Annotated in this window: 7 protein-coding genes; all 7 read left to right on the top strand. The window is 33.4% G+C overall.

Annotation, left to right across the window (positions count from 1 at the left end; genetic code table 11):
* The first annotated feature begins 288 nt into the window (after positions 1 to 288).
* Positions 289 to 3,312 (top strand): tetratricopeptide repeat protein, encoded by a 3,024-nt coding sequence (locus tag AC3E9W_RS10170; protein ID WP_488768254.1) that lies wholly within the window; start codon positions 289 to 291, stop codon positions 3,310 to 3,312.
* 110 nt (positions 3,313 to 3,422) lie between these two features.
* Complete coding sequence (locus AC3E9W_RS10165; protein WP_488768253.1) at positions 3,423 to 4,286, top strand: PhzF family phenazine biosynthesis protein; 864 nt, start codon at positions 3,423 to 3,425, stop codon at positions 4,284 to 4,286.
* Positions 4,287 to 4,473: 187 nt separating this feature from the next.
* Positions 4,474 to 6,225 carry a TonB-dependent receptor gene (locus AC3E9W_RS10160; RefSeq protein ID WP_488768252.1) on the top strand — a complete coding sequence of 584 codons (1,752 nt, stop codon included), beginning with the start codon at positions 4,474 to 4,476 and terminating at the stop codon, positions 6,223 to 6,225.
* Between the two features lie 218 nt (positions 6,226 to 6,443).
* On the top strand, positions 6,444 to 6,893 hold the full coding sequence (locus tag AC3E9W_RS10155; protein ID WP_488768251.1) for a hypothetical protein: 450 nt from the start codon (positions 6,444 to 6,446) through the stop codon (positions 6,891 to 6,893).
* Positions 6,894 to 6,910: 17 nt separating this feature from the next.
* On the top strand, positions 6,911 to 8,479 hold the full coding sequence (locus AC3E9W_RS10150; protein WP_488768250.1) for a hypothetical protein: 1,569 nt from the start codon (positions 6,911 to 6,913) through the stop codon (positions 8,477 to 8,479).
* A 488-nt stretch (positions 8,480 to 8,967) separates the two neighbouring features.
* The gene (asnB, locus tag AC3E9W_RS10145; protein WP_306156908.1) at positions 8,968 to 10,644 is read left to right on the top strand and encodes an asparagine synthase B; all 1,677 of its coding nucleotides are present in this window, start codon (positions 8,968 to 8,970) and stop codon (positions 10,642 to 10,644) included.
* Between the two features lie 319 nt (positions 10,645 to 10,963).
* Positions 10,964 to 12,580, top strand: a complete 1,617-nt coding sequence (gene asnB / locus AC3E9W_RS10140; protein WP_488768249.1) for an asparagine synthase B — start codon at positions 10,964 to 10,966, stop codon at positions 12,578 to 12,580.
* Positions 12,581 to 12,817: the final 237 nt, after the last annotated feature.

Below are 12,817 nucleotides of genomic sequence, written 5' to 3'. Positions count from 1 at the left end.
GTTCATTTAATAAAATTGGAGCAAATTTATTTTTGGAAAGGCTTAAATTAAACCATATAAGCGATAAAAGCTTACTTTATAAAACGCAACAAAGTTTTAGAATATTATATTTATTTACATCACTTATATGGTTTCAAAATTTTTTTTAGAAGCTTTGAGAACCAATATTTTGAGATTGATTTGTTAAAAAAAATGAAGCAGTTTAATTTTTTAGAGATAATAAAAGCTTGAAACGTTTCGTTATAAACCGTATAAAAATGATACATTTGAATACTAAATATTATTAAAATGCGTAAACTTTCCAGGTTCTTTTTATTCCAAATTTTCCTTGCTTCGACTATAGCTTCCGCACAAAAATCAGCTATTTACACTTACGAATTAAAGGATTTTGACAAAGCACTGGCTTTATATAACGACAAACAATATGCCTCGGCTCAACTTATTTTTGAGCACGTAAAGAACAATGAAAACACAGCTATTACCGAGGAAGTGAAATCGGATTGTGCTTTTTATATTGCTAATTGCGCTATAAGAACGAATAAGGCAAATGCTGATGCTTTGGTAGAACAGTTTGTTAATGATTATCCAACAAGTACGAAGCAAAATCAGGCTTATATAGAAGCAGCGCAATTTTTCTTCGAACAGGGAAATTACCCAAAAGCTTTAATGTGGTTTGATAAAGTTGATGAAAGCTACATGAGTAAAGCTGAGTCTGATAAGTTTAACTTTATGAAAGGCTACAGCTATTTTAATGCTAAAAAGAAAAAAGAGGCGACGAACTATTTTAATAAAGTAGTGAATTCTAAAGAATACGGTTCTCAGGCCAAATATTACTTAGGTTTTATGGCTTATGAAGGAGATGATTATAAAGAAGCTACAAAATATTTTGATGAGGTTTCGGGAGAAGAAAAATACAAAGAAAAACTGTCGTACTATCAGGCTGATATGAATTTCAAACTTGGAAATTTCCAAAAAGCAATTGATTTAGGTCAGCAGGCGATGGGCAAATCAAACGAAATTGAAAAATCGGAACTGAATAAAATTATTGGAGAAAGTTATTTCAACCTAAAACAATACGGAAAAGCAATTCCATATTTAGAGCAATATGCTGGTAAAAAAGGGAAGTGGAATAATACCGATTTTTATCAGTTAGGTTATGCGTATTATGAGCAGAAAAACTACGAAAAAGCAATTTCCCAATTTAATAAAATTATTGAAGGAAAAGATTTTGTGGCTCAAAATGCATACTATCATTTAGGTTTGAGTTATCTGAATATTGGTAAAAAGCAAGAAGCCTTAAATGCTTTTAAAAATGCTTCAGAAATGGATTTTAATGCACAGATTCAAGAAGATGCTGCGTTAAACTATGCAAAATTGAGTTATGATATCGGAAACGCGTACCAAGCTGTCCCTGGAATTTTATTAGATTTCCTTAAAAAATATCCGAATAATTCAAGCCGTGCTGAGGTAGAGAAATTATTGGTCGATTCTTATATTTCTTCTAAAAACTACAAAGAAGCACTGGCTTTATTAGAAAAAAATAGAACTGCAGAAAATAAAGCAGCGTATCAAAAAGTACTTTTTTATCGTGGATTAGAATTGTACAATGAGAATAATTATCAGGAAGCGGGTAAACTGTTTAAAAGCGCGATAAACGAACAAAAAACTCCTGAATTTACGGCACGTGCCACTTTCTGGAAAGCAGAAACAGAATATTTGAACGATGATATGCAAAACGCATTATTAACGTACAAGCAATTTGCCGGAATGGCAGCGGCAAAGTCGACTGACGAATATAAAAATATCAACTACAATATTGGTTACACGTATTTCAAACTGAAAGAATACGATCAGGCTGCAAATTCTTTTCAAGCTCAAATTGATCAATCGCCTTCAGATAAAGTTCGTTTAAACGATTCTTATTTACGTTTGGGAGATTGCCGATTTGTAACGTCTAAATACAGCGCTGCAAACGAAGCTTACGCAAAAGCAATCGCTGCAAAAGGTGTAGATGCTGATTATGCTCAGTTTCAAAAAGCGCTTTCTTACGGATTTATGTCAAATAATGCGAAGAAAGTAGACGAGTTGAATAATTTCCTTCAGATGTACAAAAAATCATCGTACAGAGATGATGCTTTGTTCGAATTAGGAAATACGTATGTGGCAGAAAAGAAAAACGATCAAGCAATTAAAACTTACGATCAGTTAATTTCTGAATTTGGTAACGGAACATTTACATCAAAAGCAATCTTAAAACAAGGTTTAATCTACTATAATTCTGATCGTGATGCACAAGCTTTAACGAAGTTTAAAAAAGTGGCGGCAGAATTCCCAAAAACTCCAGAAGCTTTAGAAGCAGTTTCGACAGCAAGATTAATTTATGTTGATTCTGGAAAAGTAGACGAATATGCAACTTGGGTTCGTACGCTGGATTTTGTTTCTGTTACAGATGCAGAATTGGATAATGATACTTACGATGCAGCTTTCAAACAATACAGCCAGAATAACAGCAAAGCAGCAAGTACTGGTTTTGCGGGTTACGTAAGCAAATTCCCGAACGGATTACATGCGTTAGAAGCTAATTTTTATTTAGGACAATTAACGTATGCCGAAGGTTCTGAAACAAAATCTATTGCCAATTATCAATATGTAATTGATCAGCCGAGAAACGAATTTACAGAGCAAGCTTTAAACAGATTGGCTCAGATTTATCTAAAAGCAAAAGATTGCGATAAAGCAATTCCGGTTTTAGTAAGTCTAGAAAAAGAGGCAGATTATCCTCAAAATAAAACTTTTGCGCAAGCCAATTTAATGAAATGTTATTACGATAAAAAAGATTATGACAATTCGGTTGTTGCAGCAGATAAAGTATTAGAAAATCCAAAATCTGATGCAGGTGTAAAAGCCGATGCGCAAATTATCGTGGCGCGTGCAGCAATGCAGACAGGAAATGAAGATAAAGCAAAAGCGGCTTACGCAAAACTAGCTACAACTTCTAAAGGAGAATTGGCGGCAGAAGCGTTGTATTACGATGCGTATTTCAAAACAAAAGAAGGAAAATTTGAAGCTTCGAATACTGCGGTTCAAAAACTGGCAAAAAGTTATTCGGCTTACAAATATTACGGAGCTAAAGGTTTGGTCTTAATGGCGAAAAACTTCTACGGATTAAAAGACAGTTATCAGGCGACTTATATTCTAGATAACGTAATCAACAATTTTACCGATTATCCAGATGTGGTGGAAGAAGCAAAAAGAGAATTAAGCGCTATTAAATCAGAAGAGTCAAAAACGAATTCTTCAATTAATAAATAAGAAAAAAGATTATAGAACATAGAGAATAGAATATAGATTAAAAAATATTCACACGAAAGATTGAAAGTCTATTTTCTATACTCTTTTTTCTAATTTCTAAAAGAAAAAATATGAGTTTACCTTTTTACATAGTTGATGTTTTTACAGAAAAAAAATATGCTGGAAATCAGCTGGCGGTTTTTTTAGATGCTGGAAATTTAAGTTCGAAAGAAATGCAGCAGATAGCGCTTGAGATGAATTTTTCAGAAAGCACATTTATTACGAAACTAGACAAAGAAAAGAATAAAGCAGAGATTAGAATTTTTACTCCGTCTCAAGAAATGCAGTTTGCAGGGCATCCAATTATTGGGACTTCATGGGTTTTGATGAACAAAGTTTTTGAAAATTCTCCCGAAAATATAACAGTAGAAGTTCCGATTGGGCCAATTCAAATTAAACAATCTGAAGGCTTGATTTGGTTAAAAGCGGCACAGCCAAAATTCTGGGATGTTTTTGGGAAAGAAGATTTTCCAACTTTCAGTAACCTGACCATTGATGATTTTGACAATCAATATTTGATTCAGGAAGTGACAACAGGAAGTGCTTTTGTAATTGTGCCTTTAAATAGCAAAAGAGCTTTAGAAAATCTGACTTTAGATAAAGACAAAACAGATAAATGGCTTAAACAGCATTGCAAAACCGACCACCAAGGATTGTATTTCTATAGTTTTGAAGATGGTAAACTGGCAAGCAGACTTTTATACATTGAACACAATCAGCTGAAAGAGGATGCAGCGACAGGAAGCGCAAGTACTTGTCTGCAAGCTTATCTTTTAAAATACCATTCGCCAGAAATTGAAAAAATCAATTATCAGGGAGATTATATGGGGCGCCCTTCTCAGATTCATTTTAAAGGAAAATTAGCCAACGATCAATACGATATTACAATAGGAGGAAAAACTCAGTTTGTGGCCAAAGGGGAGTGGGAAGCTTAATTAATTTTAGATTTAAGACTGTAGATTTTAGATTTAAGAATATAGAGAATAGAACACAGATTTTAGAATATAGAAAATAGAACAAAAAATGTAGAGCAAATGAAATGAGAAAATGTAGAAAAATGAGAATTCTATTCTCTTTATTCTATTTTCTTTTCTCTAAATAATGCTCTCAAAAGAAAGAAATATGAAATTAAACTGCCGACATAAAATTATCATTTTGTTAGTGTTATTTGCTGCTCAGTTTTCGTTTGCACAGAAGAAGAATGAAAGTATCGGAACCGAGACAGTAAATGTTGTAAAACCGTATTCGCCGACTATTTCAGATGCTTTTAAAGTGAAAGAAACGCCTTCGCTTGACGACAGCGGAAATCAGCCAAAGGAAGTTATTAAGTATAGTATTTTGTCTGTTCCTGTGGCTTCTACTTTTACTCCTTCTAAAGGAAAAGCTGAAGGTGTAGAAAAAGCAAAAAAAGAAAGATTGTTTAATAATTATGCGACTTTAGGTTTGGGTAATTACAGTACTCTAAATGCTGAATTGTTTGTAAATCAGGACTTAGGGAACAATGATTATCTGGCAGGAATGTTTCGTCATCATTCTTCTCAAGGCGGAATTAAAGATGTGGAATTGAATGATGAGTTTTACGATACGGCGATTAATGTAGGTTACGGACAGAATAATAGAGATGTAACTTGGGGTGTTGATTTAGGGTATCAAAATCAGATTTATAATTGGTATGGACTTCCTTCAGATTTTGGATCGACAATTCCAGACCAGCGTTATGATTTGGTAAACAGCATTAATCCGGATCATTCTTATAATACCATTTCGCTTGGTGGAAATGCAGAATTTAACGAAAGTATTTTTAGTAAGCTTTCAGCAAGATTTACGCATTTTTCAGACAGTTATTCTTCATCAGAAAATCGTTTTTATTTAAAGCCAACTTTTACAGTTGATGTAATGGATCAGTCGATTAAAACAAACGTTATTGTAGATCACGTAAGCGGCTCTTTCAAGAATAATTATTTCCAAGACAACACAGAAGCATTAAAATATAGTTTTACAAATGTTGGAATCGAACCAAGTTTTGTAATCAATGAAAATGAATGGACTCTTGAATTAGGTGCGGGAGTTTATTACAGCGCAGATTCTGAAAACAGCGGAAACAAATTTTATTTCTATCCAAAAGTAAATGCTTCTTACAGACTGGTTGGCGATTTGATGATTTTCTACACAGGGGTAAATGGAGCTTTGAACCAGAATTCTTATGCAGATTTTGTAACCGATAATCCGTTTTTGTCTCCAACTTTAAATATGCGTCCGTCTAGCACGCAGTACAATGTTTTTGCTGGACTAAAAGGAAAATTGGCTAATAATGTTAATTATAACTTGACCGCTTCTTATTTAAATGAAAAAGATAAAGCCTTATTTAAAGCCAATGATTATACTGAAGTTATTACAAACGAAGATTACGCATTCGGAAACTCGTTTGGGGTAGTTTATGAAGATATTAGAGCTTTCCGTTTTTATGGAGAATTAAAAGCTGATTTTTCTCAGAATGTAACTTTCGGAATCAACGGAACTTTTAATAGTTATAATACTGATAATGCTGTTGAAGCATGGAATTTGCCGTCAATGAAATTAAGTTCAACTTTAGACGTTAGTATTACTAAGCAATTGTACGCAGGATTGAATGTGTTTTATGTTGGCGAAAGAAAAGATATGCAATCGAATTTAAATTTGACAGTTGATCCAGTCATTACAACGCTTAAAAGCTACTTTGATGCGAATGCTCATGTTGGTTATAAATTCAGCGAACGTTTAACGTTTTTCTTGAAAGCAAATAATATTGGAAATCAAGCTTATCAAAAATGGTTAAATTATCCGGTGCAAGGATTCCAGATTCTTGGAGGAGCTAATTATAAATTTGATTTTTAAGAGCGTTTAGCCACAAAGACACTAAGGCACAAAGAGTATTTTAATATAGAAGTGCCTTTTTTTTAAGCCACGGATTCATGGATTTTTTGGAGTAAATTCGTGAATTTGTGGCTTTTTAAATTTTTGTAATTGTAAAAATAGAAATTCTTTAGGCAGTAAGATATTTAAATGCTTTTTAACGATCTTTGTGTCTTAGCACCTTCGTGGCAAAATTAATTATGGACTTCAAAGAAAAAATATACTCTCATTATACTCAAATGGTTCAAGATAGAATTGATGTTTTTAAAGACATGATTTCGAACTTAACCGAAGATTCTAAAAACGATGCTAAAGGTTCTGCGGGCGATAAGCACGAAACGGCGCTGTCTATGATGCATATCGAACAAGAAAAATTGACGAACAAGCTAAAAGAAGCCATTGCTCAAATAGCGATTTTAGAAAAAATTGATCCTTCAAAAATTACAGAAAACATCAGTTTAGGAAGTTTGGTAAAAGCCAACGGCATTTATTTATATGTAAGTGTTGCACTTCCAAAAATCGCTATTGACGGAATTAATGTTATTGCGCTGTCTCCGCAGTCTCCGCTTGGGGCACATTTAATGGGGAATAAGGTTGGGTTTCAATTTGAGATTAATAAGACACATTATACGATTGAAAATGTTGAATAAGTAATTTAAAAACGAAAATGATGAGAAAACTATTTGCTTTTATGGTTTTGATCTGTTTGGATGTAACTGCTCAAAACACCGAATTTAAGGTGTATGATAATGGTTTGATTTACTCAGAAAATTCTGTTTCTAAATTGAAGCACATTGTTGATTCTTTAAATTTAAAATTTAAGGTCTGTGAGTTTGATAAAACTTTTAGGTCTTACGGGCAGGCAAAAGCAAACTTTATCCAAATCTCAAAAACGGATGTTCTCAAAGCAAAAGCAGATTTAGAAAAAGGCATCTCATATTCAGATTTTAAAGCTAAGTATGGAAAAGCACGTTATGATGAGAATCGAATTGTTTTAAAAGAGAATTACACTAATTATGATAATGTAGAGAAAGTTCAGTTTTCAAGCGTGTCTTTGGGAAACAGAGATGGAGAAAATATTACGAAAAACAAAAAAGACGTTGATCTTAATACAGATTTCAAAGGAAAATGGGTTTTGGAGTATCATGAAAAAACTTCATATTCAGATGAATCTTTAAAAGCTTTTTATTTTATAGAAGGTTTTAATACTAAACCGCTTTCTGAAAAATACGCTCGATTAATTCAATATTCAGATTGTCTCGTTGATACAACGTCTCAAATTTTTTATGATACTGCAAAAGATTCTGGTTTAAGATATTTGGATACAGTGCCATCAAAAGCGTCAAAATTTAATGCTTATGTTGAGAAAGTTTTAAAGAGACCAGATTATGATTCAGAAAAATATTCATTTTATTTTCAATTTTATCAGTTAGATAATAATGGAAAAGCAAAGAAAAAAAGTGAGGAAGAAATTGCTAAAAAAGATGCGATAAAAAAGGAATTAGATGCGTACCATAAAAAAATGGAAGAGTGGGAATCGCAGAGATTAGAAAGAGCAGATTCTCTTCGAAAGGCAGATAAAAACTTTGATGTTATGCTTCGTGATGCATTAGCGCAAGTCAAAATAACGAAATTTTCTGATGATAAATTTGAAGAATATGTTGAGCGCTATATAGGTAAGGAAGAAGCGTTAGAATTAAAAAGAAATAGGAATGTTATCGGAGGTTGTAGTATGGATAATGGTCCGAGAGTACATGCGCTTAATATTGCAATGCTTTCTGCTGAGACAGTAAAATGGGAAATTTTCCTTCGTTCTCATCTTAATATAATGAACGATCGTTTTGACAGGGCAAGTGATGGCAGTTATGCTCAAGACGCTCGAAGTACCTATATAAAAGAAATTGAAGTCTTGGATATAAATGTCCTGGATTTGATTCTAGGAATATCATTGCGAATTGACAATCCCTCAAAAAATCATTACTATTCAAGTATCGGAAGAGTTGGTCGTGCGCTTTCAGAAAGTTCAAATAAAGAACTAGTTGAAACAAGTTTGTTAAACATGATAAAAGATAATAATCTGGATGATTATAACAGGATTTTAATGTATTACTTATTTGATAATTACAATTACAATCTGAAAGACGAAAAGGTAAAAGAAATAAACGAATCGAAACTGAAGTTAGCGGTTGCGACTATGCCTGATTATATTTCTTCGAAAATTACTTTTGAAAAATAAAGGATAAAGTCTTTTTTTGTTTCGTCAAGCTTAAGCATGTAAACCCGACAGGTTTCCAAAACCTGTCGGGTTTCGACCATTATTTCAATTAAGAAACTTTGCGTCTTAGCGACTTTGCGAGATTATTACTTTTAGGTCTTTCACTCCGAATTAGGAAATGACAAACTTAAACTTGAATTGATTGTATAAAATACAATTCCAAAACAACTTTTCTTCTTCTCTTTACGAATCTTTCATTCATAAAGAAATAACTCAAAATTTAATTCAAATATTTCTCTAAAACTTTAAGTTTTAAAGCAATTTTCTGTTCGAAATTGAAATTTTCAAGTTTCAAGCTTTTTTTGATATCAAAATTTTACATTTTATATGTAAATGCGTAATTATGGTTTTAAATTGAAATTAAAATCGATTATTGTGTTTTTCAATTGTAACTAATATTCCATCTTTGCCCTATCAGATTAAAATTTAAAAAACAAAAATATAGAATTATGTGTGGAATTGTATGTGCCTTTGATCTTAAACAAAAAGCCGAAGCGTTAAGACCTCAAGTATTAGAAATGTCAAAAATCATTCGTCACCGCGGACCAGACTGGAGCGGAATTTACAGCAATGATAAAGCAATTCTTTCTCACGAGCGTTTGGCAATTGTAGATCCAGCGTCTGGAAAACAACCTTTATTTACAGAAGATAAAAAATTGGTTTTGGCTGCAAATGGGGAAATCTACAACCACAGAGAGCTGCGTAAACAATTTGCGGGTAAATATAACTTTCAAACTGAAAGTGACTGTGAAGTTATTTTGGCTTTATACAAAGAAAAAGGAGTAAGTTTCGTTGACGAATTAAACGGAATCTTCGGTTTCGCAATCTACGATGTTGATAAAGATGAATATTTTGTTGCTCGTGACCATATGGGAATTATTCCATTATATATTGGATGGGATCAGCACGGAACCTTTTACGTAGCTTCTGAGTTAAAAGCTTTAGAAGGATATTGTACAAAAATCGAATTATTTCCTCCAGGACACTACTTGTCAAGCAAAGACGGAGAATTTGTACAATGGTACAAAAGAGACTGGACAGAATATGATGCAGTAAAAGATAACGAAACAAGTATTCCTGCAATTAAAGAAGCGCTAGAAGCTGCGGTCCACAGACAATTAATGAGTGATGTTCCTTATGGGGTTTTACTTTCTGGAGGTTTAGATTCTTCTATTACTTCAGCTGTAGCTAAAAAATTCGCTCAAAAAAGAATTGAGTCAGATGATACTACAGATGCTTGGTATCCGCAATTGCACTCTTTCTCAGTTGGATTAGAAGGTTCGCCAGATTTAGCGGCAGCAAGAAAAGTAGCAGATCATATTGGAACTATTCATCACGAAATTAAATTTACAATCCAAGAAGGTTTAGATGCAGTTCGTGATGTAATTTACAACTTAGAAACTTACGATGTAACTACAGTTAGAGCTTCGACTCCAATGTGGTTAATGGCAAGAGTTATCAAATCTATGGGAATCAAAATGGTTCTTTCGGGAGAAGGTGCAGATGAGCTTTTCGGAGGATATTTATATTTCCACAAAGCGCCAAACGCAAGAGAATTCCACGAAGAAAACGTTCGTAAATTAGGAAAACTTCATATGTACGACTGTTTACGTGCGAACAAAAGTTTAGCAGCTTGGGGAATTGAAGGTCGTGTTCCATTCTTAGACAAAGAATTTATGGATGTTGCAATGCGCATCAACCCACAAGATAAAATGATCAACAAAGAGCACCCGATGGAAAAATGGGTTGTTCGTAAAGCTTTTGAAGACATGCTTCCAGAAAGTGTGGCTTGGAGACAAAAAGAGCAGTTTTCTGATGGAGTAGGATACAGCTGGATTGATACTTTGAAAGAAGTAGTGGCAAGAGAAGTTTCAGACGAGCAATTGGCAAACGCAAGATTCAAATTCCCATTGCAGACACCAACTTCAAAAGAAGAGTATTATTACCGTTCTATTTTTACAGAACATTTCCCAAGCGATGCAGCGGCATTATGCGTTCCTCAAGAAGCAAGTGTGGCTTGTAGTACAAAAATTGCTTTGGAGTGGGATGAAGCTTTCAAAAACCTAAACGATCCATCTGGAAGAGCAGTTGCCAATGTTCACGATGATGCTTACGTTAAGGCATAAAAAAAGAGTTTAATTTTTAGAATTAGTATATATTTTTTAGGAAAAACGTTCTCTAGCCGAGAGCGTTTTTCTTGTCTAAAGATGTTAAATAATAGGATTTGAAAAAGTTTGCACACTTTCAAATACAGTTGTTTGACTTTCTTTTAATATATTTGAAATCTGCTGTATTGATACTGAATTCTAAATATTTTAATCAATTTAATAGCTGAAAGCAAAAATTAATACATAGTTTTGCTTTCGCTGAAAAATTTTAATGATTTTTTAATGTTCAATTTATATTTTGAACACTAGAGGAAATAGAATAATAAAATAAAAGATTATGTCTGGATTATTAGCTGTAATTGGTAAAGGAAAAGACCCCAAACTTGTAAAAGAACTTTCTGAAAGAATGTCGCACCGCGGCCCTGATGAAAGCGATATTCATATTATGGAAAATGGCAGTATTTTGTGTCATGAAAGCTTATCTATTATTGATCTTACTTCTGGGAAACAGCCAATTCAAGGTACTGATAAAGCTTGGATGATTCATGATGGGGAAATTTATAACTATCAGGAACTTAAAAATACGGTTTTAAAAAATCATACTTTCAGAACCGAATCAGATTCGGAAGTAATTGTGCATCTTTATGAAGAATTCGGATACGATTTCTGTAATAAATTAGACGGAGATTTTGCTTTTGTGTTGGTTGACGGTGATAAATATATTGCAGGTCGCGATCCGATTGGAGTGAAACCTTTATATTATGGTTTGGACGAAAGAGGAAGAATTTATTTTTCTTCAGAAATGAAATCTATTGCTGATCAGTGCAAATCGTTTTCTACTTTTCCTCCAGGACATTATTATACCGCAAAAACCGGTTTTGTAAAATATTATCATCCAGAATACGAAGATCATAAAAAAGCAACTCAACCGCTAGATTTAGAATTGATTCGCGAAAGTCTGATTCAGGCTACTCGCAAACGGCTATTGGCAGAAGTGCCTCTAGGAGTTGTGCTGTCAGGAGGTTTGGATACATCTTTGATTTCGGCAATCACTTCGAGATTGCTAAAGGAAAAGGGAGAAAAACTGCATTCTTTTTCTATCGGATTAGATGCTGATGCGCCAGACAATATTTCGGCCAGAAAAGCGGCAGCATTTTTAGGAACAGAACATCACGAAATTCATTTCTCTGTTGAAGAAGGGGTTAAAGTTTTGGAGAATGTAATTTATCATATTGAAACTTACGATATTATTTCTGTGCGTTCTGGTGTTCCAATGTATTTGCTTTCTAAAGCAATTGCAGATCAAGGCATAAAAGTGATCTTGTCGGGCGAAGGTGCAGATGAAGTTTTTGGAGGGCATTTGTATTTTAGAAATGCGCCTTCTGAAGAAGAATTTCAAGATGAAACTATAGAAAGAGTGCAGAAGCTTTTTACAGCCGATTTACTGCGTGCAGATAAAACGACAATGGCAAATGGATTAGAAGTTCGTATTCCGTTTTTGGATACCGAATTTTTAGATGTTGCTATTCGAATTAAAACAGAAGAAAAACAGCCAAAAAATTATGATGGCGTTGAAAAATATATTTTAAGAAAAGCTTTCGATACTCCAGAAGATCCTTATTTGCCTTCAGAAGTTTTATGGCGTCAGAAAGAACAGTTTTCTGATGGAGTAGGATACAATTGGGTTGATGAATTGATTGAATACTGTTCTTCACAAGTTACAGATGAGCAATTGGCTGGAGCAAGTGCAGAATTTCCGTATAATTCGCCAACGACTAAAGAAGCGTATCTGTACAGATCGATTTTTCATAAATTCTATCCACAGGTCAGTGCGGCGCAAACTGTTCGTAAATGGATTCCGAAATGGCAAGAAAACCTTGATCCAAGTGGAAGAGCAAATGCAGCACACTTGAAAGGAAATTTTGAAGGTGTGAAGGCTAATGTTATTGCTTAGAATGAAATTCCAATAAAATAAATTGCAAATTCCAATTTTTATTGAAATTCCAATTAAATAAATCCCAAATTCCAATTGTGTTGAAATCCCAATAATAAAATTCCAAATTCCAATTTGGGAAATAGTATAAAATCCGAAACAGAAACTGTTTCGGATTTTTAGTTTTTTTACAGTATCTTTAGTATTTAAGCGTTGGAATTTGGAATTTTTAGCGCAAAGGTTTGAGATTGGAATTTA

The sequence above is a fragment of the Flavobacterium sp. 38 genome (assembly GCF_057799715.1).
This window is presented reverse-complemented; position numbering and strand designations above follow the sequence as displayed.

Bases quoted from the DNA above. Each gene is read 5' to 3' on its own strand.
- AC3E9W_RS10155 (WP_488768251.1), top strand. From the start codon at position 6,444: ATGGACTTCAAAGAAAAAATATACTCTCATTATACTCAAATGGTTCAA.
- AC3E9W_RS10150 (WP_488768250.1), top strand. From the start codon at position 6,911: ATGATGAGAAAACTATTTGCTTTTATGGTTTTGATCTGTTTGGATGTA.
- asnB (WP_306156908.1), top strand. From the start codon at position 8,968: ATGTGTGGAATTGTATGTGCCTTTGATCTTAAACAAAAAGCCGAAGCG.
- asnB (WP_488768249.1), top strand. From the start codon at position 10,964: ATGTCTGGATTATTAGCTGTAATTGGTAAAGGAAAAGACCCCAAACTT.
- AC3E9W_RS10170 (WP_488768254.1), top strand. From the start codon at position 289: ATGCGTAAACTTTCCAGGTTCTTTTTATTCCAAATTTTCCTTGCTTCG.
- AC3E9W_RS10160 (WP_488768252.1), top strand. From the start codon at position 4,474: ATGAAATTAAACTGCCGACATAAAATTATCATTTTGTTAGTGTTATTT.
- AC3E9W_RS10165 (WP_488768253.1), top strand. From the start codon at position 3,423: ATGAGTTTACCTTTTTACATAGTTGATGTTTTTACAGAAAAAAAATAT.